23 protein-coding genes and 1 pseudogene are annotated in these 26,694 nt (G+C 55.6%); 18 read left to right on the forward strand and 6 right to left on the reverse strand.

What is annotated here, in order from left to right; genetic code table 11:
- Positions 1-50: 50 nt before the first annotated feature.
- The 3 genes from ACOTYB_RS01165 to ACOTYB_RS01175 all read left to right on the forward strand — a co-directional run bounded on the left by ACOTYB_RS01165 (position 51) and on the right by ACOTYB_RS01175 (position 3,605).
- On the forward strand, positions 51-533 hold the full coding sequence (locus ACOTYB_RS01165) for a DUF2501 domain-containing protein (RefSeq protein WP_003856582.1): 483 nt from the start codon (positions 51-53) through the stop codon (positions 531-533).
- Between the two features lie 271 nt (positions 534-804).
- Complete coding sequence (gene opgB, locus ACOTYB_RS01170) at positions 805-3,096, forward strand: phosphatidylglycerol--membrane-oligosaccharide glycerophosphotransferase (protein WP_126524606.1); 2,292 nt, start codon at positions 805-807, stop codon at positions 3,094-3,096.
- A complete protein-coding gene (locus tag ACOTYB_RS01175) occupies positions 3,096-3,605 on the forward strand; it encodes a GNAT family N-acetyltransferase (protein WP_126524607.1) in 510 nt (169 codons plus the stop codon). Before opgB ends, ACOTYB_RS01175 begins: the two co-directional genes overlap by 1 nt.
- Before the next feature lie 92 nt (positions 3,606-3,697).
- On the opposite strand, the gene tsr is transcribed toward ACOTYB_RS01175, so the two are convergent.
- Both tsr and hpaR read right to left on the reverse strand, forming a co-directional pair.
- Entirely contained in the window at positions 3,698-5,362 is a 1,665-nt protein-coding gene (tsr, locus tag ACOTYB_RS01180; protein WP_409248715.1) for a methyl-accepting chemotaxis protein, read from the reverse strand.
- A gap of 83 nt (positions 5,363-5,445) precedes the next feature.
- On the reverse strand, positions 5,446-5,886 hold the full coding sequence (gene hpaR / locus ACOTYB_RS01185) for a homoprotocatechuate degradation operon regulator HpaR (RefSeq protein WP_003856591.1): 441 nt from the start codon (positions 5,884-5,886) through the stop codon (positions 5,446-5,448).
- Between the two features lie 268 nt (positions 5,887-6,154).
- Between hpaR and hpaG the strand changes: the two genes are divergently transcribed.
- From hpaG to yjiA, 14 genes and pseudogenes are all read left to right on the forward strand, one after another.
- The gene (hpaG, locus tag ACOTYB_RS01190; protein WP_409248714.1) at positions 6,155-7,432 is read left to right on the forward strand and encodes a 4-hydroxyphenylacetate degradation bifunctional isomerase/decarboxylase; all 1,278 of its coding nucleotides are present in this window, start codon (positions 6,155-6,157) and stop codon (positions 7,430-7,432) included.
- The gene (hpaE, locus tag ACOTYB_RS01195; RefSeq protein ID WP_220316722.1) at positions 7,429-8,895 is read left to right on the forward strand and encodes a 5-carboxymethyl-2-hydroxymuconate semialdehyde dehydrogenase; all 1,467 of its coding nucleotides are present in this window, start codon (positions 7,429-7,431) and stop codon (positions 8,893-8,895) included. The genes hpaG and hpaE overlap by 4 nt, the downstream gene beginning before the upstream one ends.
- 2 nt (positions 8,896-8,897) lie before the next feature.
- On the forward strand, positions 8,898-9,749 hold the full coding sequence (gene hpaD / locus ACOTYB_RS01200) for a 3,4-dihydroxyphenylacetate 2,3-dioxygenase (protein ID WP_032661486.1): 852 nt from the start codon (positions 8,898-8,900) through the stop codon (positions 9,747-9,749).
- A gap of 9 nt (positions 9,750-9,758) precedes the next feature.
- Complete coding sequence (locus ACOTYB_RS01205; protein WP_003856599.1) at positions 9,759-10,139, forward strand: 5-carboxymethyl-2-hydroxymuconate Delta-isomerase; 381 nt, start codon at positions 9,759-9,761, stop codon at positions 10,137-10,139.
- A 65-nt stretch (positions 10,140-10,204) separates the two neighbouring features.
- The gene (gene hpaH / locus ACOTYB_RS01210) at positions 10,205-11,008 is read left to right on the forward strand and encodes a 2-oxo-hept-4-ene-1,7-dioate hydratase (RefSeq protein ID WP_015572593.1); all 804 of its coding nucleotides are present in this window, start codon (positions 10,205-10,207) and stop codon (positions 11,006-11,008) included.
- 10 nt (positions 11,009-11,018) lie between these two features.
- Positions 11,019-11,813, forward strand: coding sequence for a 4-hydroxy-2-oxoheptanedioate aldolase (hpaI, locus tag ACOTYB_RS01215; protein WP_022650349.1), 795 nt, complete (start codon positions 11,019-11,021; stop codon positions 11,811-11,813).
- Positions 11,814-11,834: 21 nt separating this feature from the next.
- A complete protein-coding gene (hpaX, locus tag ACOTYB_RS01220) occupies positions 11,835-13,178 on the forward strand; it encodes a 4-hydroxyphenylacetate permease (RefSeq protein WP_023324113.1) in 1,344 nt (447 codons plus the stop codon).
- Positions 13,179-13,187: 9 nt separating this feature from the next.
- Positions 13,188-14,116 (forward strand): annotated as a pseudogene (gene hpaA, locus ACOTYB_RS01225) (4-hydroxyphenylacetate catabolism regulatory protein HpaA).
- 196 nt (positions 14,117-14,312) lie between these two features.
- Positions 14,313-15,875: a 4-hydroxyphenylacetate 3-monooxygenase, oxygenase component gene (gene hpaB, locus ACOTYB_RS01230; RefSeq protein WP_220153543.1), complete on the forward strand. Its 1,563-nt coding sequence runs from the start codon at positions 14,313-14,315 to the stop codon at positions 15,873-15,875.
- A 17-nt stretch (positions 15,876-15,892) separates the two neighbouring features.
- Positions 15,893-16,402, forward strand: a complete 510-nt coding sequence (locus ACOTYB_RS01235; RefSeq protein ID WP_003856606.1) for a 4-hydroxyphenylacetate 3-monooxygenase reductase subunit — start codon at positions 15,893-15,895, stop codon at positions 16,400-16,402.
- A gap of 120 nt (positions 16,403-16,522) precedes the next feature.
- Positions 16,523-16,780: an HTH domain-containing protein gene (locus ACOTYB_RS01240; RefSeq protein WP_023315336.1), complete on the forward strand. Its 258-nt coding sequence runs from the start codon at positions 16,523-16,525 to the stop codon at positions 16,778-16,780.
- Between the two features lie 219 nt (positions 16,781-16,999).
- Positions 17,000-19,153, forward strand: coding sequence for a carbon starvation CstA family protein (locus ACOTYB_RS01245; protein ID WP_023315335.1), 2,154 nt, complete (start codon positions 17,000-17,002; stop codon positions 19,151-19,153).
- 65 nt (positions 19,154-19,218) lie between these two features.
- Complete coding sequence (locus ACOTYB_RS01250) at positions 19,219-19,422, forward strand: YbdD/YjiX family protein (RefSeq protein ID WP_003856610.1); 204 nt, start codon at positions 19,219-19,221, stop codon at positions 19,420-19,422.
- Between the two features lie 10 nt (positions 19,423-19,432).
- The gene (yjiA, locus tag ACOTYB_RS01255) at positions 19,433-20,386 is read left to right on the forward strand and encodes a GTPase (RefSeq protein ID WP_022650345.1); all 954 of its coding nucleotides are present in this window, start codon (positions 19,433-19,435) and stop codon (positions 20,384-20,386) included.
- Between the two features lie 45 nt (positions 20,387-20,431).
- Here the strand turns inward: yjiA and ACOTYB_RS01260 are convergent, their stop codons facing one another.
- The 3 genes from ACOTYB_RS01260 to ACOTYB_RS01270 form a co-directional block, all read right to left on the reverse strand.
- A complete protein-coding gene (locus ACOTYB_RS01260) occupies positions 20,432-21,691 on the reverse strand; it encodes an O-antigen ligase family protein (protein WP_045342561.1) in 1,260 nt (419 codons plus the stop codon).
- Entirely contained in the window at positions 21,678-22,700 is a 1,023-nt protein-coding gene (locus ACOTYB_RS01265) for a glycosyltransferase family 8 protein (protein ID WP_045342560.1), read from the reverse strand. The genes ACOTYB_RS01260 and ACOTYB_RS01265 overlap by 14 nt, the downstream gene beginning before the upstream one ends.
- A 219-nt stretch (positions 22,701-22,919) precedes the next feature.
- Positions 22,920-24,278: an esterase-like activity of phytase family protein gene (locus ACOTYB_RS01270; protein WP_421765733.1), complete on the reverse strand. Its 1,359-nt coding sequence runs from the start codon at positions 24,276-24,278 to the stop codon at positions 22,920-22,922.
- A 411-nt stretch (positions 24,279-24,689) separates the two neighbouring features.
- Between ACOTYB_RS01270 and ACOTYB_RS01275 the strand changes: the two genes are divergently transcribed.
- Complete coding sequence (locus ACOTYB_RS01275) at positions 24,690-25,235, forward strand: YfaZ family outer membrane protein (protein ID WP_003856615.1); 546 nt, start codon at positions 24,690-24,692, stop codon at positions 25,233-25,235.
- A 52-nt stretch (positions 25,236-25,287) separates the two neighbouring features.
- Here ACOTYB_RS01275 and ACOTYB_RS01280 read toward each other — a convergent pair whose 3' ends face one another.
- A complete protein-coding gene (locus ACOTYB_RS01280) occupies positions 25,288-26,658 on the reverse strand; it encodes an NAD-dependent succinate-semialdehyde dehydrogenase (RefSeq protein ID WP_003856617.1) in 1,371 nt (456 codons plus the stop codon).
- Between the last annotated feature and the right edge of the window lie 36 nt (positions 26,659-26,694).

Below are 26,694 nucleotides of genomic sequence, written 5' to 3' on the forward strand. Positions count from 1 at the left end.
TATACTGAACCCACTTCTGGCCCAAAACGGACCTTGTTGAGTAAATCATTATGAAAAAACAGTTTCTTATCAGCATCCTTACTGGCACCCTGCTGGTGACTGGCGCAGCGCAGGCCGCATCATGGCAGGAGTCGCTCTCCAGCGCAGCAAGTGAGTTAACCAAAGAGAGCGGCACTTCCCAGGGCGGGCTGTCAGCCTCGTCCCTCACCGGCCTGCTGAGTAACAGCTCCCAAAGCCTGAGCGCCGGCACGATGAACAATGCGGCGGGCATTCTGGAATACTGCGCGAAGCAGAAACTGGCTTCCGTCACCGATACCGAAAACATTAAAAACCAGGTGCTGGGTAAACTGGGTCTGGACACCCAGGAGCAGAAAGCGGACACCAACTATATGGACGGTATTCAGGGCCTGCTGAACGCGCAAAATGGCCAGCAGCTGAACCTCAGCACCCTTGGAAATTCATCTCTGGCGAAACAGGTGAAAACGAAAGCCTGCGATCTGGTGCTGAAACAAGGCGTTAATTTCCTCTCCTGATCGTCTCCCATTTTCTGCCACAACACGCCGGGTTTATTACGTTAGTCTTACACCGCGGCGTGAAGTGCGTTTTTTTATTCCCTGCCACCACCTCAGCCTCCGTATACCACGATGCGACTGTATTCAAAAATCCGATTTTATAAACCAAATCCTAACAACAGCACACTTTCGTGACACTAAAATTGCAGCTAAGCGACATCGCAATTACATTGTATTACCCAAAAAATAAGCAATTAGCCGGCTAAGCGTCCGGCATGATGAGGATCTGCTGTTGTCAGAGTTAATGTCCCTTGTCCTTTTCCTGGCTTCCATCGGCGTTTATGCCTGGAAAGCCGGTCGTCACACCTGGTGGTTTGTGGCCACCCTGGTGGTGCTCGGCATTTTTATTGTTTTAAACATTACGTTATATGCCAGCGATTATTTTACCGGCGACGGTATTAACGACGCGGTGCTCTACACGTTGACCAACAGCCTGACCGGCGCTGGTGTAGGTAAGTATATCCTTCCGGGTCTGGGGCTGGTGGTCGCCCTGGTGGGCATCTTCGCCGCGCTGGCCTGGGTTCTGCGCCGTCGCCGTCACCGTCCGCATCATCATGGCTACAGCCTGCTGGCGCTGTGCCTGGCGCTGGCCTCCGTGGATGCCAGCCCCGCATTCCATCAAATTACCGAGCTGGTAAAATCCCAGTCGCGCGATGGCGACCCGGACTTTGCGGCCTATTACAAAGAACCCTCGAAGAAGATCGACAATCCCAGACTCAACCTGGTCTATATCTACGGCGAAAGTCTGGAGCGCACCTATTTTGATAACGATGCTTTCCCGAACCTGACGCCAGAGCTTGGCGCGCTGAAAAACCAGGGCCTCGACTTCAGCCACACCATGCAGCTCCCTGGCACGGATTACACCATCGCCGGGATGGTGGCCTCCCAGTGCGGCATTCCGCTGTTCGCTCCGTTTGAAGGCAACGCTTCCGCCTCAATGTCGAGCTTCTTCCCGCAGAACATTTGCCTCGGCGATATCCTGAAAAACTCGGGCTATGAAAACTACTTTATGCAGGGCGCTAACCTGCGCTTTGCCGGGAAAGATGTGTTCCTGAAATCCCACGGTTTCGATCACTTGTATGGTTCCGAAGAGCTGAAAACCACGGTGGCCGATCCGGCCTACCGCAACGACTGGGGCTTTTACGACGATACCGTTCTGGATGAAACCTGGAAGAAATTCGAGGAGCTTTCCCGCGCCGGTAAACGCTTCTCGCTGTTTGCGTTGACCGTCGACACGCATCATCCGGATGGTTTTGTCTCACGCACCTGTAAACGTCAGGGCTACGACATTGACGGTAAAAACAACAAGTCGTTCAGCGCCGTGACCTGTAGCCAGGAGCATATCGCGGCGTTAATCGAAAAAATCAAAGCGTCGCCGTATTTCAAAAATACGGTCATCGTCGTCTCATCTGACCATCTGGCGATGAAAAACAGCGCCTGGGATGAGCTGAATAAGCTGGATCGCAGCAACCTGTTCTTTGTGCTGCGCGGCGATAAACCGCAGCAGGAGATCATTGCCGCTAAACGTAACTCGATGGATAACGGCGCTACCGTGCTGGATATTCTGGGTGGCGATAACTTCATTGGACTGGGCCGCAGTACCCTGTCGGGCCAGTCCCTGTCGGAAATCTTCCTCAACATGAAGGAAAAAATCCTCGCCTGGAAGCCGGATATCATTCGTCTGTGGAACTTCCCGAAAGAGATAAAAGACTTCACCATCGATCAGGATAAAAAAATGATCGCGTTCTCCGGCAGCCATTTCCGCCTGCCACTGCTGCTGCGCGTGTCGGATAACCGCGTCGAGCCGCTGCCGGAAAGCGAATACTCCGCGCCACTGCGCTTCCAGCTGGCGGAATTCGCCCCGCGCGATAATTTCGTCTGGGTCGACAAATGCTACAAAATGGGCCAGCTCTGGTCGCAACAGCTGTCGCTGTCCACCGACTGGTGCGTCTCTCAGGGGCAACTCGGCGGCGAGCAGACCGTGCAACACGTTGACAAACCGCAGTGGCAGGGAAAAACCGCGTTTAAAGATACGGTTATTGATACCGCACGCTATCAGCGCAACGTTGAACTGCTGAAAATCGTCGACAACGACATTCGTTATAAAGCAGACAGCTTCATCTTTAATGTTGCCGGCGCGCCGGAAGAGGTGAAGCAGTTCAGCGGTATTTCGCGGCCGGAATCATGGGGGCGCTGGTCTAACGCCCAGTTAGGCGATGAGGTGAAAATTGAATATACCCATCCGCTGCCGGAGAAATTCGATCTGGTGATCACCGCCAGGGCATTTGGTCCCAACGCGAATCGCCCTATACCGGTGCGCGTCGGCGATAAAGAACAGACGCTGACGCTGAGCAATGATGTCACCACCAGCACGCTGCACTTCGATAACCCAACGCGCAGCAATACGCTGGTCATTGTGCCGCCCGATCCGCAGTCCACTAACGAAGGGAATATTCTCGGTCACGCTCCGCGCAAGCTGGGGATCGGCATGGTGGAGATTAAAATTGTGAGTAGCGCTGGCTGATGACGGCGTTCACCCTTCGCCCGACGCGCATCGACGACGTCGCTGCCCTGCCCGCCATCGAACGTGCGGCGGGGCAGCGGTTTCGCGACGTTCCTGAGCTGGCCTGGCTGGCAGACAATGAGGTTATTTCTGTTGAAGATCACCTCGGTTACGCCGGACGCGGATTAAGCTGGCTGGCGCTGGCTGACGACAGGCCTGTGGGCTTTATTCTCGCCGAAGCTCATCCATCGTCGCTGTTTATTGTGGAACTGTCGGTTCACCTGGACTGGCAGGGACGAGGTCTTGGACGCCAGTTAATCGCCCGTGCCGCCGCGCATGCCCGCAGTCTGGGGCTGAACTCGCTGACGTTAACGACGTTTCGTGATGTCCCGTGGAATGCGCCCTTCTACAGGCGATTAGGGTTTGAAATGCTGACGACGCTGACGCCGGAACTGCGCCAGAAACGCGAGGAAGAGACGGCGCACGGTTTAGCGTATGGTTCCCGCTGCGCCATGCGCCTGCCTCTGTAAGATCGCCCGGTGGCGTTGCGCTTACCGGGCCTACAAAACCCATTTCCGCAGGCCGGGTAAGGCGCAGCCGCCACCCGGCAAAACGCACAGCGTCAGAACGTTTCCCAGTTATCGCCCGCATCTGCGGTCGCCGGTTTACGCGCCACTACCGGAGCGGCAACGCTTTTCGCGGAGGCGAACTCGCGCGCCTTCATCTGTTCCTGCTGAATACGGAACACCGCAACAGCCTGCGTCAGACGGCTCGCCTGCTCTTCCAGTGCCGCGGCCGCCGCCGCAGACTCTTCCACCAGCGAGGCGTTCTGCTGGGTCACGCGATCCATCTCAGCCACCGCCAGCCCAACCTGGTCGATACCGCGGCTCTGCTCGTCAGACGCAGACGCGATTTCGCCCATGATGTCCGTCACGCGCGTTACCGCATTCACGATCTCACCCATGGTTTCACCCGCGCTTTCAACAAGCGTTGAACCAATTTCCACGCGCCCCACGGAGTCTTCAATCAGGCTCTTGATCTCGCGAGCCGCCTGGGCGCTGCGCTGCGCCAGGTTTCGGACTTCACCTGCAACCACCGCAAAGCCGCGGCCCTGCTCGCCCGCACGCGCCGCTTCTACCGCCGCGTTCAGCGCCAGAATATTGGTCTGGAAGGCAATCCCGTCGATCACGCTGATGATATCGGCGATTTTCTGCGAACTGCCGGCGATATCGCGCATGGTCTGCACCACGTTATCCACCACCTTGCCGCCTTTCTGCGCGGTTTCAGACGCGCTCAGGGCCAGGTTGCTCGCCTGACGGGCGTTCTCGGCGTTCTGCTTCACGGTGGCAGTCAGCTGTTCCATGCTGGCGGCGGTCTCTTCCAGAGAGGCAGCCTGCTGTTCGGTACGGGATGAGAGATCGTTATTGCCCATCGAGATTTCGCTCGCACCGCTGTAAATGGCGTTTGCGCCGTTACGCACGTCACCCACGGTACGCACCAGCTCGCCCTGCATGTGGCGCAGGGAGTCAGCCAGTTCCCCCATCTCGTTGGAGCCTTCCACGTCGATGCGCTTCACCAGGTCGCCGCTGGCGATATGACGAATGCTGTCAATCAGACGGTTCAGCGGCGAAATCAGCGCCTGACGAATACCCAGCCAGACGGCAACAATCACCACCAGCACCGCAGCCAGCACGCTAATCAGCACCCAGATAGTCTGGCGGTAAGAACTGTTGCTGTCTTCAACCGCGGTCTGATACAGCGCGTCGTTCTGTTGCAGATAGGTGACGTACTGCTTCTCAAAGCCATCCTGATAGCTCTGGGTCGGCTGGTCGAAGAACTCATTGATCTTGCCCGCCCCCAGCAGCTGGATCAGCTCAGCCAGCGCGCCATGGTAAATATCGTAATTACGTTTGATTTCCAGTGCCGCAGCGTCGCTCTGACGCGGGTCGCGCGGCAGCGCTTCGTAATCCGCCCAGTTTTTTTCCGCCTGTTTCAGAGACGCAGAGGCAATCTGCATCAGCTCGGCGACGGTTGAGCCGCTGCCGATATTGTTCTGATCCATCATATAGCGGATACCCGCGCGGTTCAGGGTGTTACGGGTTTGCAGCAGCGCCACCCAGCTACCGTTCAGGGTGGATTGTTGCTGGCGAATGGTTTGCAGGATGGTGAAATTCTCTTTGTCATGCTTCAGGGCATTGAAGAAAAGACCACCGGATGTGAGTTGTAAAAGGCCAAATATCGCTAAAACCAGCAGTAAGCTGGTGACAATCTTGATACGATTTAACATGTTTTCTCTTTCCTCAGACAGATACAGAATTTTCGGCCTGGAAAGGGAAAACTTTACGAAAATCATCCTGGAATTTAGGGTTTTTACTCTTCGTCCCGCGCGGCAATATGTCGGTTTCCAAGTTCAATAAATTCTTCCAGCAGCGCCGTGAGCTGCGTCATCTTCTCCGGGGTATATTCCGCCTCAATCTGCTGGTACGCCTCTTCCACCTGAGCCTGAGCACGCTGGTACAGCGCGTTGCCTTCTTTCGTCAGCGATACGTACAGCTTGCGCTGGTCATTCACCGGCTTTAAGCGCAGCACCAGACCGTCGCGCTCCATCCGCGTCAGAATGCCGGTCAGGCTTGGGCGCAAAATGCAGGTGCGGAACGCCAGATCGTGAAAATCCATGGAGGGATGCTCGGCCAGCACGCGGACGATACGCCACTGCTGCTCGGTCAGATTATGCCGCTTCACTATCGGGCGGAAGTAGCCCATCGCCGCTTCACGCGCCTGCAAAAGCGCGATGGTTAATGAGTCATGCATCACCTTCCCCTTACATCATTAACAAGTAAACAATTTAAAACAGATGCTTTTATAGACAACACGTTGTAACCCAAAAAGTCTAACAGAAACAACGCCATTTTTTTAATCCATTGAATTAAAAAATAATTAACTCATTTATGTAAATTTATTGTTATTCATATCACAAATTATTCACTTCTGATTGCGAAACGAACAGCAAAAGCATAAAACCAGATCATTAACATATTAATGAAATCAAAACCGGACAGCCGGTTTGAGGAGTATGGGAATGAAAGGTACTGTTTTTGCCGTAGCGCTAAACCACCAAAGCCAGCGTGCAGCCTGGGCTGAGGCGTTTGAAAAAGCCCCCTATAACGCGCCGCCAAAAACGGCGGTGTGGTTTATCAAGCCACATAACACCGTTATTCGCGCAGGCGAGCCGATTCCCTTCCCACAGGGAGAAACCGTGTTAAGCGGCGCAACGGTGGCGCTGATGGTGGGCAAAACCGCCAGCAAAGTCCGCGTTGAAGAGGCGGCGGCGTACATCGCTGGCTACGCGCTGGCCAACGAAATCAGCCTGCCGGAAGAGAGCTTCTACCGTCCGGCGATCAAGGCCAAATGTCGGGATGGATTTTGCCCGCTCGGCGAACCTGTCGCCGTTGATAACGTGGACAACCTGACCATCATCACCGAGATCAACGGTCGCGAAGCGGACCACTGGAACACGGCCGATCTGCACCGCAACGCCGCCGAACTGCTGAGCGCGCTGAGCGAATTTGCCACCCTGAACCCCGGCGATGCGATATTGCTCGGTACCCCACAAAGCCGTGTCGAAATTCGCCCGGGCGATCGGGTACGCATTCTGGCAGAGGGATTTCCGCCGTTGGAAAACCCGGTGGTGATGGAACGCGACGTTACCATTGCTTCGCGCACGCCGCCGCACGCCACGCTGTTCGCACTCGGGCTGAACTACGCCGATCACGCCAGCGAGCTGGACTTCAAACCGCCTACCGAGCCGCTGGTGTTTATCAAAGCGCCGAACACCTTTAATGGCGATAACCAGACCTCGGTGCGCCCAAACAACATTGAATACATGCATTACGAAGCCGAGCTGGTGGTGGTCATAGGTAAAACCGCGCGTAAGGTCAGCGAAGCCGAGGCGATGGACTATGTTGCGGGCTACACGGTGTGCAACGACTACGCCATCCGCGATTATCTCGAAAACTACTATCGCCCAAACCTGCGGGTGAAAAGCCGCGACGGGCTGACCCCCATCAGCCCGAACGTGGTGCCAAAAGAAGCCATCCCTGACCCGCACAACCTTCGTCTTCGCACCTACGTTAAGGGTGAACTGCGTCAGGAAGGCACCACCGCCGATCTCATTTTCAGCATCCCATTCCTGATTGCGTATCTGAGCAATTTCATGACCCTGCAACCGGGCGACATGATTGCCACCGGCACGCCGAAGGGGCTGTCCGACGTGGTACCGGGCGATGAAGTGGTGGTGGAAGTGGAGGGCGTAGGCCGTCTGGTAAACCGAATTGTCAGTGAGGAGACTGCAAAATGAAAAAGATTAACCACTGGATCAACGGGAAAAACGTCGCCGGAAGTGAGTACTTCCAAACCACTAACCCGGCCTCCGGCGAGGTGCTGGCTGAAGTAGCCTCCGGGGGCGAAGCCGAAATCCATCAGGCCGTTGCCGCCGCCAAAGAGGCGTTCCCGAAATGGGCCAACCTGCCGATGAAGGAGCGTGCGCGCCTGATGCGTCGCCTGGGGGATCTGATTGACCAGAACGTGCCGGACATTGCCGCGATGGAGACCGCCGACACCGGCCTGCCGATTCACCAGACCAAAAACGTGCTCATTCCGCGCGCCTCGCACAACTTCGGGTTCTTCGCCGAGGTGTGCCAGCAGATGAACGGCAAAACCTACCCGGTCGACGACAAGATGCTCAACTACACCCTGGTGCAGCCGGTGGGTGTCTGCGCGCTGGTGTCGCCGTGGAACGTGCCGTTTATGACCGCCACCTGGAAGGTCGCGCCCTGTCTCGCGCTGGGTAACACCGCGGTGCTGAAGATGTCTGAACTCACCCCGCTGACCGCCGACCGTCTGGGCGAGCTGGCCCTCGAAGCGGGCATTCCGGCGGGCGTGCTCAACGTGGTGCAGGGCTATGGCGCCACGGCGGGCGACGCGCTGGTGCGTCATCATGACGTGCGCGCCGTCTCCTTCACCGGCGGCACCGCCACCGGGCGTAACATCATGAAAAACGCCGGGCTGAAGAAGTATTCTATGGAACTGGGCGGCAAATCTCCGGTGCTGATTTTTGAAGACGCGGACATCGAGCGCGCGCTGGATGCCGCCCTGTTCACCATTTTCTCCATCAACGGCGAACGCTGCACCGCCGGCTCGCGCATCTTCATCCAGCAGAGCATCTACCCGGAGTTCGTCAAACGCTTTGCCGAGCGCGCCAACCGCCTGCGCGTGGGCGACCCGACCGATCCGAACACCCAGATTGGCGCGCTCATCAGCCAGCAGCACTGGGAAAAAGTCTCCGGCTATATCCGCCTCGGCATTGAAGAGGGGGCAACCCTGCTGGCGGGCGGCCCGGACAAACCGACCGATCTGCCTGCGCACCTGAAAGGCGGCAACTTCCTGCGCCCGACCGTGCTGGCGGATGTCGATAACCGCATGCGCGTGGCGCAGGAAGAGATCTTCGGGCCGGTGGCCTGCCTGCTGCCGTTTAAGGACGAAGCGGAAGGGCTGCGCCTGGCGAACGACGTGGAGTATGGCCTGGCGTCGTACATCTGGACCCAGGACGTCAGCAAAGTGCTGCGTCTGGCGCGCAACATCGAAGCGGGCATGGTGTTCGTCAACACCCAGAACGTGCGCGACCTGCGCCAGCCGTTTGGCGGCGTGAAGGCCTCCGGCACCGGGCGCGAAGGCGGCGAGTACAGCTTCGAGGTATTCGCGGAGATGAAGAACGTGTGCATCTCCATGGGCGACCATCCGATTCCAAAGTGGGGGATCTGATCATGGGAAAATTAGCGTTAGCGGCAAAAATCACCCACGTGCCGTCAATGTATCTCTCTGAACTGCCGGGCAAAAACCACGGCTGCCGCCAGTCGGCCATCGACGGACATAAAGAGATCAGCAAGCGCTGCCGCGAGCTGGGCGTGGATACCATTATCGTCTTCGACACCCACTGGCTGGTGAACAGCGCGTATCACATCAACTGCGCGGACCATTTCTCAGGCGTCTACACCAGCAACGAGCTGCCGCATTTTATTCGCGACATGACCTACGACTACGACGGCAACCCGGAACTCGGCCAGCTGATTGCCGACGAAGCGGTGAAGCTTGGCGTTCGCGCCAAGGCGCACAACATCCCGAGCCTCAAGCTGGAGTACGGCACGCTGGTGCCGATGCGCTACATGAACGCGGATAAGCACTTCAAAGTGGTCTCCATCTCGGCGTTCTGCACGGTTCACGACTTCGCCGACAGCCGCAGGCTGGGCGAGGCCATCATCAGCGCCATCGAAAAATACGACGGCACCGTGGCGGTGCTCGCCAGCGGCTCGCTGTCGCACCGCTTTATCGACGACCAGCGCGCGGAGGAAGGGATGAACAGCTACACCCGCGAGTTTGATCGCCAGATGGACGAGCGCGTGGTGAAGCTGTGGCGCGAGGGGCAGTTCAAGGAGTTTTGCAGCATGCTGCCGGAGTACGCCGACTACTGCTACGGCGAGGGCAACATGCACGACACGGTGATGCTGCTGGGGATGCTCGGCTGGGACAAATACGACGGTAAGGTGGAGTTTCTCACCGAGCTGTTCGCCAGCTCCGGCACCGGCCAGGTCAACGCCGTTTTCCCGCTGCCCGCCTAAGGAGTCGTTATGCCGCACTTTATTGCTGAATGTACCAACAACATCCGCGAGCAGGCCGACCTGCCGGGTCTGTTCGCCAAAGTGAACGAGGCGCTCGCCGCCACGGGGATCTTCCCGCTCGGCGGTATCCGCAGCCGCGCCCACTGGCTGGATACCTGGCAGATGGCCGACGGTAAGCACGATTACGCCTTTGTGCATATGACGCTGAAGATCGGCGCGGGGCGCAGCCTGGAAAGCCGGGAAGAGGTCGGTGAAATGCTGTTTGCGCTGATCAAAACGCACTTCGCAGAGCTAATGGCGGGCCGATATCTGGCGCTCTCGTTCGAGCTGGACGAGCTGCACCCGACGCTTAATTACAAGCAAAACAACGTGCACGCGTTGTTTAAATAACACCGCACGGTCTGTCCCCTCTCCCACAGGGAGAGGGAGAAAACAAATAAAAACAGGATATCGCCATGCTCGACAAACACACCCATACCCTGATCGCCCACCGTCTGCATCAGGCGGAACAATCCCGGGAGCAGATCCGCGCGATCTCGCTGGAGTACCCGGAGATCACCATTGAAGACGCCTACGCCGTCCAGCGCGAATGGGTGAGCCTGAAAATTGCCGAAGGCCGCGTGTTGAAAGGCCACAAGATCGGCCTTACCTCCAAAGCGATGCAGGCCAGCTCGCAGATCAGCGAGCCGGACTACGGTGCGCTGCTGGACGATATGTTCTTCCACGACGGCAGCGACATCCCCGTGGATCGCTTTATCGTCCCGCGCATCGAAGTGGAGCTGGCCTTCGTGCTGGCAAAACCGCTGCGCGGCCCGAACTGCACGATCTTCGACGTCTACAACGCCACGGATTACGTCATCCCCGCCCTGGAGCTGATCGACGCCCGCTGCCATAACGTTGACCCGGAAACCCAGCGCCCGCGCAAGGTGTTCGACACCATCTCCGATAACGCCGCCAACGCGGGCGTGATCCTCGGCGGCCGCCCGATTAAACCCGACGAGCTGGATCTGCGCTGGATCTCCGCCCTGCTTTACCGCAACGGCGTGATCGAAGAGACCGGGGTCGCCGCAGGCGTGCTTAACCACCCGGCGAACGGCGTGGCGTGGCTGGCGAACAAACTCGCGCCATACGACGTGCAGCTTGAGCCAGGGCAAATCATCCTCGGCGGCTCGTTTACCCGCCCGGTTGCCGCCAGCAGAGGCGACACCTTCCACGTCGACTACGGCAACATGGGCTCCATCAGCTGCCGCTTTGTGTAAGGAGATGACCATGCAAAACGCATTCAAAGCGGCGCTGAAGGCGGGCCGTCCGCAAATCGGGTTATGGCTGGGGCTGACCAGCAGCTACAGCGCTGAGCTACTGGCCGGGGCCGGTTTTGACTGGCTGCTGATCGACGGAGAGCACGCGCCGAACAGCGTGCAAACCATCCTGACTCAGCTCCAGGCCATCGCCCCTTATCCCAGCCAGCCGGTGGTGCGCCCGTCGTGGAACGATCCGGTGCAGATCAAGCAGCTGCTGGACGTGGGGGCGCAAACCCTGCTGGTGCCGATGGTGCAAAACGCCGACGAAGCCCGTCTGGCTGTCAGCGCCACCCGCTACCCGCCTGCCGGCATTCGCGGCGTCGGCAGCGCGCTGGCGCGGGCGTCGCGCTGGAACCGCATCCCGGAGTATCTGCATCAGGCTAACGACGCCATGTGCGTGCTGGTGCAAATCGAAACTCGCGAGGCGCTGAAAAACCTGCCGCAGATCCTGGACGTGGAAGGGGTGGACGGCGTGTTTATCGGCCCTGCGGATCTGAGCGCCGACATGGGCTTCGCCGGTAATCCGCAGCACCCGGAGGTGCAGGCCGCCATAGAGCAGGCGATCGCCCAAATCCTCAGCGCGGGCAAAGCGCCCGGCATCCTGATGGCGAACGAGCAACTGGCAAAACGTTATCTTGAACTCGGCGCGCTGTTTGTCGCGGTCGGCGTGGATACCACCCTGCTCGCCCGCAGCGCCGAAGCGCTGGCGGCCCGCTTTACCGACGTCACCACAGCAGTTGATAACAATAAATCCGTCTACTAAACGTACGATGTGGAGCGCAACATGACGACCTCAACCCTGCATAATAAAGCTGTTGAACATCGCGTTATTAATAAGCTGTTCCGTCGTTTGATCGTGTTTCTTTTTATCCTGTTTGTCTTCTCGTTTCTCGATCGCATCAACATCGGCTTTGCCGGGCTGACGATGGGCAAAGATCTGGGCCTCACGTCGACCATGTTTGGCCTGGCCGCGACCCTGTTTTATGTGACCTACGTGCTGTGCGGGATCCCCAGCAACATCATGCTGGCGAAGATCGGCGCCCGCCGCTGGATCGCCGGGATCATGGTGGTGTGGGGCATCGCCTCTACCTGCACCATGTTCGCCACCAGCCCCGAAACGCTCTACGTCCTGCGCATGCTGGTGGGCATTGCCGAAGCCGGTTTCCTGCCGGGCATTCTGGTCTATCTCACCTGGTGGTTCCCGGCGTATCACCGCGCCCGCGCCAACGCGTTGTTTATGATCGCCATGCCGGTGACCATGATGCTCGGTTCGATCCTCTCCGGGTACATTCTGGCGATGGACGGACTGTGGAACCTTAAGGGCTGGCAGTGGCTGTTCCTGCTGGAGGGGCTGCCGTCGGTGGTGCTCGGCGTGGTGACCTGGTTCTACCTTAACGACACCCCGGATCAGGCCACCTGGCTGGATGATGACGAAAAGCAGGCACTCAAAACGATGATCGCCCGCGAGCAGGAGCTGGCCATTGCGCATGCCGCCACGCCGCGATCGACGCTGCGCGAGGTGCTGACGCCCGCCGTGCTGCTCTACACGCTGGCCTACTTCTGCCTGACGAATACGCTGAGCGCGATCAACATCTGGACGCCGCAGATCCTGCAAAGCTTCAACACCGGCAGCAGCAATATCGTGATTGGCCTGCTGGCGGCGATCCCGCAGTTTTGCACCATCCTCGGGATGATCTGGTGGAGCCGCCGCTCCGACAGGCTGAAAGAGCGAAAAAAGCACACTATCCTGCCGTATCTTTTTGCAGCGGCGGGATGGATGCTGGCCTCGGCGACCGATCACAATCTGATCCAGCTGCTTGGCATCATCATGGCCTCAACCGGATCGTTTACCGCCATGGCGATATTCTGGACCACGCCGGATCAGGTTATTAGCCTGCAATCCCGCGCGGTGGCGCTGGCGGTGATCAACGCCATCGGCAACGTCGGGTCTGCCGTCAGCCCATTGCTGATAGGTATTTTGCGCGACGCGACCGGCAGCTTCAGCTCGGGACTGTGGTTCGTGGCAGGTCTGCTGGTGGTGGGCGCGCTGGTGCTGACGCGCATTCCGATGACGCGCCGGGAAAGCCTTGAGCGTGAGCCGGACATCGCGGCGCAAAAGATCCACTGAGGAGCCGCTATGTGTCAGAGCCCCATCACCAACATCGATATCAGCAAGGAGTACGACGAAAGTCTGGGCACCGACGATGTGCACTACCAGTCGTTCGCCCGCATGGCGGCCTTTTTTGGCCGCGACATGCAGGCGCACCGCCACGACCAGTATTTTCAGATGCATTTTCTCGACACCGGGCAGATTGAGCTCCAGCTCGACGACCACCGTTACTCGGTGCAGGCGCCGCTGTTTGTGCTGACGCCGCCGTCGGTACCGCATGCGTTTATCACCGAATCCGACAGCGACGGCCACGTGCTGACGGTGCGCGAGGATCTCATCTGGCCGCTGTTAGAAGTACTCTACCCCGGTACGCGGGAAGCGTTCGGCCTGCCGGGGATCTGCCTGTCGCTTGCCGACAAGCCTGATGAGCTGGCGGCGCTGAAGCACTACTGGCAGCTGATTGCCCGGGAATCCACGGAACAGCTGCCCGGTCGCGAGCATACGCTGGTCCTGCTGGCGCAGGCCGTTTTTACCCTGCTGCTGCGCAACGCGAAGCTCGACGACCACGCGTCAGGCGGCATGCGCGGTGAGCTGAAGCTGTTTCAGCGCTTTAACCAGCTGACAGATGCTCATTACCACGAGCACTGGACGGTGCCGGAATACGCCAGCGAACTGCATCTCACCGAATCCCGCCTGACCGATATCTGTCGCCGCTTCGCCAACCGCTCGCCGAAACGGCTGATCTTCGACCGCCAGCTGCGGGAAGCCAGACGCCTGCTGCTGTTTTCCGACAGCACAGTGAGCGAAATTGCCTGGCAGCTGGGTTTTAAAGATCCGGCCTATTTCGCCCGTTTTTTTTTAACCGACTGACGGGGTGCTCACCCAGCGCGTACCGGGCGCAGAAAGTACCGGTGTCGCCTGTTCCCCTCACCCCTGCCCTCTCCCAGAGGGAGTAACCGTCCCCTCTTCCAGAGGGAGTAACCGTCCCCTCTTCCAGAGGGAGAGGGTGAGGGAAATCACACTCTGTGATCTCTCGCGAAAAGTACCTGCCGTTGTCCCAATCGTCCCTTCACGTTCCGCCCCTCTCACGCTTCAATTAAACAACAAAAACAAAACATAAATTTAACAACCATCTTCCGATACGAGGTCCCTATGAAGCCTGAAGATTTCCGCGCTGATGCCAAACGTCCGTTAACCGGTGAAGAGTATTTAAAAAGCCTGCAAGATGGCCGTGAGATTTATATCTACGGCGAGCGCGTTAAGGACGTCACTACCCACCCGGCATTTCGCAATGCGGCGGCGTCCATCGCCCAGATGTACGATGCCCTGCACAAGCCAGACATGCAGGATACCCTCTGCTGGGGCACGGACACCGGCAGCGGCGGTTACACCCATAAGTTCTTCCGCGTTGCAAAAAGCGCCGACGATCTGCGCCAGCAGCGTGACGCCATCGCCGAGTGGTCGCGCCTGAGCTACGGCTGGATGGGGCGTACGCCTGACTACAAAGCCGCGTTCGGCTGCGCGCTGGGGGCGAACCCTGCCTTCTACGGTCAGTTCGAGCAGAACGCCCGCAACTGGTACACACGTATTCAGGAAACCGGCCTGTACTTTAACCACGCCATCGTCAACCCGCCGATCGACCGCCATAAACCGGCAGACGAGGTGAAAGACGTTTACATCAAGCTGGAGAAAGAGACCGACGCCGGGATCATCGTCAGCGGCGCGAAAGTGGTGGCCACCAACTCCGCCCTGACCCATTACAACATGATCGGCTTCGGCTCTGCGCAGGTGATGGGCGAAAACCCGGACTTCGCGCTGATGTTCGTCGCGCCGATGGATGCCGAAGGGGTGAAGCTGATCTCCCGCGCCTCTTACGAGATGGTGGCAGGGGCGACCGGTTCCCCGTACGACTACCCGCTCTCCAGCCGTTGTGACGAGAACGACGCCATTCTGGTGATGGATCATGTGCTGATCCCGTGGGAAAACGTGCTGATCTACCGCGATTTCGACCGCTGCCGTCGCTGGACGATGGAAGGTGGCTTCGCCCGCATGTACCCGCTTCAGGCCTGCGTGCGTCTGGCAGTGAAGCTCGACTTCATCACCGCTCTGCTGAAGAAGTCGCTGGAGTGTACCGGCACCCTCGAGTTCCGCGGCGTGCAGGCGGATCTCGGCGAAGTGGTGGCGTGGCGCAACATGTTCTGGGCGCTGAGCGACTCCATGTGCTCCGAAGCCACGCCGTGGGTAAACGGCGCGTATCTGCCTGACCACGCGGCGTTACAGACCTACCGCGTGATGGCGCCAATGGCCTATGCGAAGATCAAGAACATCATCGAACGTAACGTGACCTCCGGGCTGATCTACCTGCCGTCCAGCGCGCGGGACCTGAACAACCCGCAGATCGACCAGTATCTGGCGAAGTACGTGCGCGGCTCCAACGGGATGGATCATGTCGAACGCATCAAGATTCTGAAACTGATGTGGGATGCCATCGGCAGCGAGTTTGGCGGACGTCACGAGCTGTACGAAATCAACTACTCCGGTAGCCAGGATGAGATCCGCCTGCAATGCCTGCGTCAGGCGCAAAGCTCCGGCAACATGGACAAGATGATGGCGATGGTTGACCGCTGCATGTCCGAGTACGACCAGCACGGCTGGACCGTACCGCACCTGCACAACAACACTGATATCAACATGCTGGATAAGCTGCTGAAATAACGCAGCGGGAGGTTTCAATGCAATCTGAAGAACGCCTGCGTTTTCGCGACGCGATGGCCAGCCTGTCGGCGGCGGTGAATGTGGTCACCACCGAGGGCGATGCGGGTCGCTGCGGCATTACCGCCACCGCCGTCTGTTCGGTCACGGACACCCCGCCTTCGGTCATGGTCTGCATCAACGCCAACAGCGCCATGAACCCGGTCTTCCAGGGCAACGGCAAACTGTGTGTCAACGTGCTGAACCACGAGCAGGAGATCATGGCCCGCCACTTTGCCGGGATGACCGGCATGGCAATGGAGGAGCGCTTTGCTCTCTCCTGCTGGCAGAAAGGACCGCTGGCGCAGCCGGTGCTGAAAGGCGCTCTGGCAAGCCTGGAAGGCGAGATAACCCAGGTGCAAACCATCGGTACCCATCTGGTCTACCTTGTGGAGATTAAGAACATCATCCTCAGCAGCGAGGGGCACGGCCTGATCTACTTCAAACGCCGTTTCCACCCGGTGATGATGGAGATGGAAGCCGCGGTTTGATCCCGTTGCACAAAAAAACGCTAAGGTTTCCGCAAAGGTGCGCCGTTAACTATCCATAAGATAAATTTTCCGGGGCGGCTGGCGACGTCGTCAGGCGCCCCCTTAACGCTGGAAAGTCTTATGGCCCCTTCACCCCGAAGCCGCTCGGCTGAACGTCTGGTTGACATCATTATTGCCCTGCACCGCAACGGAAGCGTTAATCGCCGCGATCTGATGCAAAAATTTGGCATTACCGAACGCACGGTGTACCGCGATTTGCAGGCGCTTTCCCCGATTATTGAACACGACGGCAAAGGGCGCTATCAGCTGCTGCCTGCGTATCAGACCTGCCGCTGCGTGCACTGCCCTGAAGCGAACGACGAAACCCCGCAGAGGTAGATTATTCTCAGTGATCTCAATCACATATTTTCTTCCACCGTGGGTGAGCCTTAACCACTCACCCTCGCTTTTGACCGCTCACGCATCGCTTTCAACCACTCACCTATTTACCGTGCTTTATACGCGCGAGGATCTGGCACGATCGCTCCAGCATTAATCAATACCTCCTCACAACAAACCCTGACCCTTTTTTCTTTACATAAAAAACCAGGTCTTACTATGGATACTAAAAAACTACTGAAGCACGTGCCCTGGGCCTTACTCGGGATCCTCGGTGCTTTCTGTCTGGCGGTTGTCGCATTACGCCGGGGCGAACACGTCAGCGCCCTGTGGATCGTGGTCGCGTCGGTTTCCGTCTACCTTGTGGCTTATCGCTACTACAGCTTATACATCGCGCAGAAGGTCATGAAGCTCGACCCGACGCGTGCCACCCCGGCGGTCATTAACAATGACGGCCTGAACTACGTGCCAACCAACCGTTACGTGCTGTTTGGTCACCACTTCGCCGCCATTGCAGGCGCGGGTCCGCTGGTCGGCCCGGTACTGGCCGCGCAGATGGGCTACCTGCCGGGTACGCTCTGGCTGCTGGCGGGCGTGGTGCTGGCGGGAGCGGTGCAGGACTTTATGGTGCTGTTTATCTCCTCGCGCCGTAACGGTTCGTCGCTGGGTGAGATGATCAAAGAAGAGATGGGCCGCGTGCCGGGCACCATCGCCCTCTTTGGCTGCTTCCTGATCATGATCATCATCCTCGCGGTGCTGGCGCTGATCGTGGTGAAAGCGCTGGCCGAAAGTCCGTGGGGCGTCTTCACCGTCTGCTCTACCGTACCGATTGCGCTGTTCATGGGCATCTACATGCGCTTCCTGCGCCCTGGCCGCGTTGGCGAGGTGTCGGTCATCGGTATCGTGCTGCTGGTCGCCTCCATCTACTTCGGCGGCGTGATTGCGCACGACCCGTACTGGGGCCCGGCGCTGACCTTTAAAGACACCACCATCACCTTCGCGCTGATCGGTTACGCGTTCATCTCAGCGCTGTTGCCGGTGTGGCTGATTCTGGCTCCGCGCGACTACCTGGCGACCTTCCTGAAAATCGGCGTGATCGTCGGGCTGGCAATCGGGATTGTGATCATCAATCCTGAGCTGAAAATGCCAGCGGTGACACAGTACATTGACGGTACCGGTCCGCTGTGGAAAGGCGCTCTGTTCCCGTTCCTGTTTATCACCATCGCCTGCGGTGCCGTGTCTGGCTTCCACGCGCTGATCGCCTCGGGCACCACGCCGAAGCTGATGGCCAACGAAACCGACGCGCGCTTCATCGGTTACGGCGCGATGCTGATGGAGTCCTTCGTGGCGATCATGGCGCTGGTTGCAGCGTCGATTATCGAGCCAGGTCTGTACTTTGCGATGAACACCCCACCAGCGGGTCTCGGCATCACCATGCCAAACCTGCATGAGATGGGCGGCGAAAATACCGCGCTGATCCTGGCGCAGCTGAAAGACGCCAGCGCACACGCGGCGGCGACCGTCAGCTCCTGGGGCTTCGTAATTTCGCCTGAGCAGATCATGCAGACCGCGAAAGACATTGGCGAACCGTCCGTGCTGAACCGCGCAGGTGGTGCACCGACGCTGGCGGTAGGTATCGCACACGTGTTCCACAAAGTGCTGCCGTGGGCGGACATGGGCTTCTGGTACCACTTCGGTATTCTGTTCGAAGCGCTGTTCATCCTCACCGCGCTGGATGCCGGTACGCGTGCAGGCCGCTTCATGTTGCAGGATCTGCTGGGTAACTTCGTGCCATTCCTGAAGAAAACCGACTCTCTGGTCGCCGGTGTTCTGGGTACCGCGGGCTGCGTAGGCCTGTGGGGTTATCTGCTGTATCAGGGCGTTGTTGACCCGCTGGGCGGCGTTAAGAGCCTGTGGCCACTGTTCGGCATCTCTAACCAGATGCTGGCGGCTGTGGCCCTGGTGCTGGGTACCGTTGTCCTGGTGAAGATGAAACGCACCAAATACATCTGGGTCACCGTGGTGCCTGCGCTGTGGCTGCTGCTCTGCACTACCTGGGCGCTGGGTCTGAAACTGTTCAGCACCAACCCGCAGCTGGAAGGCTTCTTCTTCATGGCTAACCAGTACAAAGAGAAGATTGCCGCAGGCGGCGCGGATCTGACCGCGCAGCAGATTGCCAACATGAACCATATCGTGGTGAACAACTACACCAACGCGGGTCTGAGCATTCTGTTCCTGGTGGTGGTGTACAGCATTATCTTCTATGGCATCAAAACCTGGATGAAAGTGCGTAACGTTGAGGGCCGTACGGACAAAGAAACCCCGTACGTGCCGGTGCCGGAAGGCGGCGTGAAGACCTCATCACACCATTAATTAAGCATGTTACTGTAGGCCCGGATCGCTGCGCGCCTCCGGGCTTCTTCTATCTGGAACCCTCAATGTTTGGTAACTTAGGCGAAGCAAAAAAATACCTCGGTCAGGCGGCGAAAATGCTGATTGGCATTCCGGACTATGACAACTACGTTGAGCATATGAAGACCAACCATCCGGATAAGCCGTACATGACCTACACTGAATTCTTCCGCGAGCGTCAGGAAGCGCGCTACGGCGGAAGTGGAGAAGGCGGCGTCCGCTGCTGCTAAAGGAGAAACCATGACCCCGATTGCCGTTACCCTGCTGACCGGTTTTCTCGGCGCCGGTAAAACCACCCTGCTGCGCCACATTCTGAACGAGCAGCACGGCTTCAAAATCGCCGTCATCGAAAACGAATTTGGCGAAGTCTCCGTTGACGATCAGCTGATTGGCGACCGCGCCACCCAGATCAAAACCCTGACCAACGGCTGCATCTGCTGCACCCGCTCTAACGAATTAGAAGACGCCCTGCTGGACCTGCTCGACAGCCGCGATCGCGGTGACATCGTCTTCGACCGTCTGGTGATCGAGTGCACCGGCATGGCCGACCCCGGCCCGATTATTCAGACCTTTTTCTCCCACGAGATCCTCTGCCAGCGCTACCTGCTGGACGGTGTTATCGCTCTGGTGGATGCGGTACACGCCGACGAGCAGATGAACCAGTTCACCATCGCCCAGTCTCAGGTGGGCTACGCCGACCGCATCCTGCTGACCAAAACCGACGTGGCAGGTGAAAGCGAAAAACTGCGCGAGCGCCTGACGCGCATCAACTCGCGTGCGCCCATTTATACGGTGACGCACGGCGATATCGATCTCGCTCAGCTGTTCAACACCAACGGCTTTATGCTGGAAGAGAACGTTACCGCGAAACCGCGCTTTCACTTTATGTCCGACAAGCAAAACGACGTGGCGTCGATTGTGGTGGAGCTGGACTACCCGGTAGACATCAGCGAGGTCTCCCGCGTGATGGAAAACCTGCTGCTGTCGTTTGCCGACAAGCTGCTGCGCTATAAAGGGATGCTGTGGATCGACGGCGAGCCGAACCGCCTGCTGTTCCAGGGGGTGCAGCGCCTGTACAGCGCCGACTGGGATCGCCCGTGGGGCGATGAAACGCCGCACAGCGTGATGGTGTTTATTGGAATACAGCTGCCGGAAGAAGAAATTCGGGCAGCGTTTGCGGGGCTGAAGAAATAAGATACATCAGGGCCAATTTTTAATGGCCCTGATTTAATTACTGTCTCACACTTTCGATTTTTTATTCTCATCTCTCTGGCAGAGAAGTAAGATTACAGCACAAGCACCAATTACCATTGCTGTATTTCGTTGGATAAAGAGGACATCTGTCAATCCCATAAGAAATAGCGCTGACATATAAAGCAGCAACCCAACATTGAACTTATTCTTTTTTTCGCAAGAAGCTAAAAAACCAGACACATAAAACAATATAATAGCAATGACGCCTAAAAACCCTTGTAAGCTAAAGCTTTCAATTATATCATTATGGAAATGATATTTTATAGCCCTGACTGCTTCCGCACTTTTATAGTTTTGTTCAATATATTCTCTTGCATTATTATAACGCTGTTCTGCATCCTGACCAAAAAGTGATAAACTCGCTACGTGCTGTCCTGCGTCAAGCATAACAAAACGTGCTCCTAAAGATGTGTTAGCATTATTTTTTTGTAATTGTTGGATATTATCATAAGCCTCAACAATTCTCTTTTGCATCTTATAAGCTATACCTCCACCAATTACGGATATTGCCAGTAATGCTAAAAACCAATAACGAGGCTTTACATTTCTCAATTCAAAACATGCCAGGACGAAGCAGACAATGAAAAAAGTGCCTATAGCGCCTCTGGTTTCTGTCATCAGTAATAAATAAGAGAATATGAAAAATGTAGCAATGTAAAATACAGTACGGTAAAGCTGATTTGAAACTGCTTTTTTAATAAGAGAAAAACACAGAACTGACTGAACAACCATTATATAAGCAGTAGTCGTAGCAGCATCGGCTAGTAATTTAATTCTGGTTATACCAGTCACTTGCTCCTGGTAACCAAACCAAACGGTGAATAAACCTAGAACAACGCTAGTGCAAGCAGCGAATTTCCAGCTTTGGATTGAAATTACATTTACGGATTTAAGCAAATAAAATGCTATTACTCCTGACAGGATGAGCAACTTTCCGCCAGCATAATAATTATCTTTAATATCCTGTAAATGTGTCGATGGAAATATCATTGACCAAATTAGCTTACTGGCACCGAGAAGCACAATGCTCAACAAAAATGCTATTGCGATTTTATTACTCAATAGCCATTGACGAAAACCCTTCCAACTTTCCAAAAAAAGAAGGCCAAAAATAGAAAGATAACAACTAATGTAAAATAGCTTTCTTGGATAAGCCTCTATAAAAAGATCGCTTCCAACTGTAAACACAATAAGAATGAAAATAATGTTAACATTTAACCTTTTAATGTATTCACGACTTAACATGTTTAGTTTGCCTTTTTTCCAAGAAACGAGCCAAATGATAACGAACAAACATACAGAAAGCTTCAATAAACTGTTTCTTATTATTAAGCGTTTTATAGCATTTCTTTAGTTCTTTCGCGCAACGTGGACTAACATCTTCAACATCACACCAGGGTGACATTTTTTTATATTTACGATAGTAGGTGCTTATTTGCTGTTGATTCCATAACTGCCATGGTTTATCGCTACCAACATAATGTAACAAAACTGTTTCATTGGGTGGTTCACGCATGAAATCTTCCTTTTTGTGTCCTGCCTTTATTTGGCAATTATATTTGCCATCTATAAACATTATTTTCTCGTTCAGGACAACATTAAGAGCATCTTGATCAAAATACTTAAAGTCAGCCCCGCGCTCCAGTAAGCATTCAAAAACTTTATGCGATATTTTATTTTCATTCCACGTTCTGGCATCAACATAAAGAACGCCAGAATTAAAATAATCGCAACCAGGCATATTAATAGATTCTGAAAGAGCAGTCTGATGCTCCGGCTCCATGACAGCACAACAAATATTATTTATCGGCTTATGGTTTTCTAATAGATCATAAATGCTATCCAGCGCTATAATATCGGCATCAACATATAAAAAATAACGATATTCTTTAATTAAATACGGAGCCAGGAGACGGAAATATATTGAGGCCGGGAAAATTGAATTCTTAGGAAAAACATCCAGCGCGTCAGCAGATACAATAATAATTGTCAGTGCATGTTGAGTATTCTTGATAATAGACTGCAATCTGGAAAACTCAACTTCATTGTTTTTATCTGTAATAATGAAAAAATGCAATGGAACTTCCGAAGTTTTTTCCACAATTGATAACATCGAGATCCCACAGTGCTTTAGAAAATTTTCATCGACACCATAAACAACTGCTGAATATTGAACTTCAACATCGAGATTAAAATTCGTTACTTGCACGCCCAATATATTTTCGTTTAAATTAAGAATGGTTGGGTTCATCATTATTTATCGAGCTCAAAAATACTTATAATACATAAGATAACAAATAATAGCTGCCTTCCCCAGTACTTTCTCTAATTTGTTTAGCAATCATACAAAAATGATAGCCTTGAAAAAATTCACATCTAACCTTTTGAATAATATACAAAAAAAACACTATACCCATAGACGCATGGGCATAGTGCTGCATTACTCCAAAAACGGTTGATTAACCATCCGCTCTCATTTCAACGCCTCCGGCAGCGTCACAATCCACAGCTCGCTGTCGGACTCCGGCTTCTTCAGCGGCTTCACGCTGAGCGTGGTTTCCACCGGTTTATCATCCAGCGTCAGCTTGCCTTCCGCGTTCACCCGATAATCCTTGAGCTTCTTGCCCTCGGCCGGGTTGTGCATCGCCACCTTCACGCCAAAGTCGTTATCGTTCGCCACCGCCAGCGTTTTGCTGTCAATCAGCGCCAGCCCTTCGGCCTTTTCCTGCTGCCAGCCCAGCGCACGCAGATCGACCACCTGCGTTTTTTCAGCAAGTGTAATGCCGCGCTGCGCCAGCGTTTTCTCATCGTCAAACTCCGGGTATTCGCCCGGCTTGTCGAAGGCGGCCAGATCGCTCGCCTTGCTCAGATCCACCCTGTAGATGAGGTTACGCATTGCGTCATTTTTATCCTCACCCTGTTCAATCAGCAGGATGGTGTGGTTATCCAGCGCCACTATGTCGCCGATTTTGGCGTCGCTGTTTTTGCTGTAGGCCGTGCTGTCGACAGGGTAGCCGTACATCGCGGTTTTCCCGGTCGCCGGATCGAAGCTCACCAGACGGGTAAACAGCGCCTGTTTTTTGTTCTTCCCGTCGATATCCAGTGTGCTTTGCACGGCGGCAATAATCCGTCCGTCCGGCATGCGGGTCAGGCCTTCAAAGCCCCGGTTTGCCTGACGCCATTTGATAACGTTTGGCAGACCGCCCGCGATGGATTTCTCCCCTTGCGTCGCCTGCGGACCGTGGATCGCGAGGATTTTCCCTTTACTGTCGACGTTAATCAGGAACGGGCCATACTCATCGCACAGCCAGTAGCCGTCCTTCCCGTCCGACGTGATGCCTTCCGTATCCAGCCCGCGGTTATCGCCTTTCAGTACTTTTAAGGTGTCGCTTAGCGCGACTTCATTGGTGGAACCAATCACACCGCTTTGCAGTGGCAGGCCGTTGATCTCGCCTTTATCGTCATGCAGCGGTCGCGCGTCCACGGCCTCCGCTTTACCGTTTTGCACGCGGATCGTCATCAGCAGCGGAGCGAAATCCGGGGTAACAAATATTTTGGCATCGTTTTTCCCCATTTTTGGCGAATCCGCGTTAGGACCGCGATCGGTCACGGTCGCAAACGTCAGCGCATCGCCCTGCTTGCCCGTAAACAGCAGACCAGAACCCATCCCCACCGGGAGCCCGTTCGGGAACGCATCGGCAAACGCGCCGCTGTATTTCACATGGGAGCCGTCAGGGAAGCTGACGATATAGCGCTCAGCGGTAGGCTGCGCAGCCAGGCCAGAGAAAGAGAGCGCACAACCGATAAGCACAGGAATAATTTTTCTTTTCATATTGTTAGCATCCAGTAAGTGAAGCCAACAACGTAATGAAGAAACGTGTCAGAAAAATGACATGAAAAGACAGCGGATCGGCAAAGAAATACGTATAGCAATCACCAGAAATGTAAACCTCTGTCTTGATCTGTGACAGCCGAAATACTTTTGGAAATTATTAGAAAATTAATTAATTCACCTCAAACGGCTTTCTTCGCCTCGTTCATTAAACGTTTAGCCAAAAATATAAACTTTCCCTAAACACGAATGGATTGAGGATTGACGATCTGCCATAAAAACATCTCATCAACATTTAAGATTAAAAAAACCAACAAAAACAGCATAAAACTGCGATACCCATCACATTTGCAGTCATAAACATCCCTTGTTAAGGTGCCCTCAGATTAATTTGATGACGAGGAAACACGCATGAAAAAGCTTAACGTTCTCATCCTTTCTGCTCTCACCGCCGTATCGGGCTCCGCACTGGCAATGGGCGGCAGCATTGAGCAGGGTAAAAACTTTACCAATCTGAATGTGGAAATGGGCAAATCAACTTCCGGTCTGTACACCGAAGGTAATTGGCTGAAAAACACCGACGACGGCACCACGACCGGTGGCGTGGGCGCAGGCTACAATTTCGAAGTCGGCCCGGTAATGCTGAACGCAGGCGCTAAGGCCCTCTACGTTGGCCCGAAGAAAGGCGATAACGGCGTGGCGTTCCCGGTCGGCGGCGGTGTGAACGTTGCCCTGACCGACAGCATCAGGGTATTCGGTGAAGGCTACGTTGCGCCAGACGGACTGAACAACAGCGTGAAGAACTACGTTGAAGCTAACGGCGGCGTAAGCTGGACCCCGGTCAAACCGGTTACGCTGAAAGTGGGCTACCGCCACGTGAGCGTTGATGGCAAAGACGGTCGTCCAAACCACACGCTGGTAGACGGCGCTTACTTCGGCGGCGGCGTGAGCTTCTAAGCCACCTGATAGATAAAAAAACCTGCCCTTCGGCAGGTTTTTTATTACTACGTCACTTACGCACCACCACCAGCTTCTGGTTCACAAACTCTTTGATCCCCAGATCCGACAGCTCGCGTCCGTAACCCGAACGTTTTACGCCGCCGAACGGCAGTTCTGCCGCCGTATCGGTGAGCCAGTTGATGTACACCATCCCGGTCTCAATGCGCGACGCCATTTTCTTCGCGCGCTCGATGTTCTGGCTGAACACCGCTCCGCCCAGACCGTAATGGGAGTCGTTCGCCAGGGCAACCGCCTCGTCGTCGTTTTTCACCACATAAATCTGCGCTACCGGACCAAAGAACTCTTCGAAATACGCCGGGTTATCGCGCGAGATATTGGTCAGGATGGTCGGCTCAAAGAAGCTCCCGTCACGCTGAACCGGCTTGCCGCCATGGTGCAGCTTCGCGCCGTTTTTCACCGCCTCGTTAACCTGTTTAGTTAGCGTCTCCAGCGCGTCTTTGGATGACAAAGGCCCCAGCGTGGTACTTTCGTCCAGCGGATCGCCAATCTTCACCTGCTTAAACGCCTCGGTGAATTTGTTCAGGAAGGCGTCTGCAATCTTTTCATGCAGGATAAAGCGCTTCGCCGCGGTACAGACCTGCCCGGCGTTATTAAGCCGCGCGTTAACGCCGATCTTCACGGCTTTCTCCAGATCCGCATCGTCCAGCACCACGAAGACGTCGTTCCCGCCCAGTTCAAGGGTCGATTTTTTGATGTGTTTCGCAGCCTGTGCCGCAACCACGCTACCCGCTTTTTCTGAACCGGTCAGCGCCGCCCCCTGTACGCGATCGTCGGCGATGATGTTCGCCACCTGTTCGGACGAGATAAACAGGTTGGTCCACGCCCCTTCCGGCGCGCCCGCTTCACGTACCAGCTGTGCAAAGGTTTCTGCACAGTGCGGCACGATACTGGCATGCTTGGCGATCACCGGGTTGCCCGCTGCCAGGTTTGGCGCCAGAACGCGCATCAGCTGATAGTATGGGAAGTTCCATGGTTCGACGGCCATCAGCACGCCGATGGGGTGATGTTCAACCCATGCTTCCCCGAGTTCAGAGTCATACTTCACCGGGGCCAGGAACTGCTTCGCGTTGTCAGCATAGTAGCGGGCGATTTGCGCGCATAGCTTCACTTCACCGCGGCTTTGTTCGATGAGCTTACCCATCTCCTGACTGGCGATTTTCGCCAGATCCTCCGCGCGTTCGTCGATCAGGTCCGCCAGCTTATGCAGCACCGGCAGGCGCTGGCTTATGTCACCTTTCGCCCAGTCGGAGTGATAGAGCGCATCGGCTGCCTTCAGCGCCGCTTCAACGTCTGCGTCAGTGTGAGAGGGATATTCTTTGATGAGCTGGTTCGTGGCAGGATTTACTGTCTGGTAAGCCATATCGAATCTCCTTGTTTTACCGCTTAGGGTATTAAG

The sequence above is a fragment of the Enterobacter cloacae complex sp. IR5450 genome (genome assembly GCF_049238665.1).
In the GTDB taxonomy this organism is placed as follows: Bacteria; Pseudomonadota; Gammaproteobacteria; order Enterobacterales; family Enterobacteriaceae; genus Enterobacter; species Enterobacter hormaechei_C.

Excerpts from the sequence above, each read along its gene's own strand:
- ACOTYB_RS01165 (WP_003856582.1), top strand. The coding sequence starts at position 51 with ATGAAAAAACAGTTTCTTATCAGCATCCTTACTGGCACCCTGCTGGTG.
- ACOTYB_RS01175 (WP_126524607.1), top strand. The coding sequence starts at position 3,096 with ATGACGGCGTTCACCCTTCGCCCGACGCGCATCGACGACGTCGCTGCC.
- tsr (WP_409248715.1), bottom strand. The coding sequence starts at position 5,362 with ATGTTAAATCGTATCAAGATTGTCACCAGCTTACTGCTGGTTTTAGCG.
- hpaR (WP_003856591.1), bottom strand. The coding sequence starts at position 5,886 with ATGCATGACTCATTAACCATCGCGCTTTTGCAGGCGCGTGAAGCGGCG.
- hpaG (WP_409248714.1), top strand. The coding sequence starts at position 6,155 with ATGAAAGGTACTGTTTTTGCCGTAGCGCTAAACCACCAAAGCCAGCGT.
- hpaE (WP_220316722.1), top strand. The coding sequence starts at position 7,429 with ATGAAAAAGATTAACCACTGGATCAACGGGAAAAACGTCGCCGGAAGT.
- hpaD (WP_032661486.1), top strand. The coding sequence starts at position 8,898 with ATGGGAAAATTAGCGTTAGCGGCAAAAATCACCCACGTGCCGTCAATG.
- ACOTYB_RS01205 (WP_003856599.1), top strand. The coding sequence starts at position 9,759 with ATGCCGCACTTTATTGCTGAATGTACCAACAACATCCGCGAGCAGGCC.
- hpaH (WP_015572593.1), top strand. The coding sequence starts at position 10,205 with ATGCTCGACAAACACACCCATACCCTGATCGCCCACCGTCTGCATCAG.
- hpaI (WP_022650349.1), top strand. The coding sequence starts at position 11,019 with ATGCAAAACGCATTCAAAGCGGCGCTGAAGGCGGGCCGTCCGCAAATC.
- hpaX (WP_023324113.1), top strand. The coding sequence starts at position 11,835 with ATGACGACCTCAACCCTGCATAATAAAGCTGTTGAACATCGCGTTATT.
- hpaB (WP_220153543.1), top strand. The coding sequence starts at position 14,313 with ATGAAGCCTGAAGATTTCCGCGCTGATGCCAAACGTCCGTTAACCGGT.
- ACOTYB_RS01235 (WP_003856606.1), top strand. The coding sequence starts at position 15,893 with ATGCAATCTGAAGAACGCCTGCGTTTTCGCGACGCGATGGCCAGCCTG.
- ACOTYB_RS01240 (WP_023315336.1), top strand. The coding sequence starts at position 16,523 with ATGGCCCCTTCACCCCGAAGCCGCTCGGCTGAACGTCTGGTTGACATC.
- ACOTYB_RS01245 (WP_023315335.1), top strand. The coding sequence starts at position 17,000 with ATGGATACTAAAAAACTACTGAAGCACGTGCCCTGGGCCTTACTCGGG.
- ACOTYB_RS01250 (WP_003856610.1), top strand. The coding sequence starts at position 19,219 with ATGTTTGGTAACTTAGGCGAAGCAAAAAAATACCTCGGTCAGGCGGCG.
- yjiA (WP_022650345.1), top strand. The coding sequence starts at position 19,433 with ATGACCCCGATTGCCGTTACCCTGCTGACCGGTTTTCTCGGCGCCGGT.
- ACOTYB_RS01260 (WP_045342561.1), bottom strand. The coding sequence starts at position 21,691 with ATGTTAAGTCGTGAATACATTAAAAGGTTAAATGTTAACATTATTTTC.
- ACOTYB_RS01265 (WP_045342560.1), bottom strand. The coding sequence starts at position 22,700 with ATGATGAACCCAACCATTCTTAATTTAAACGAAAATATATTGGGCGTG.
- ACOTYB_RS01270 (WP_421765733.1), bottom strand. The coding sequence starts at position 24,278 with ATGAAAAGAAAAATTATTCCTGTGCTTATCGGTTGTGCGCTCTCTTTC.
- ACOTYB_RS01275 (WP_003856615.1), top strand. The coding sequence starts at position 24,690 with ATGAAAAAGCTTAACGTTCTCATCCTTTCTGCTCTCACCGCCGTATCG.
- ACOTYB_RS01280 (WP_003856617.1), bottom strand. The coding sequence starts at position 26,658 with ATGGCTTACCAGACAGTAAATCCTGCCACGAACCAGCTCATCAAAGAA.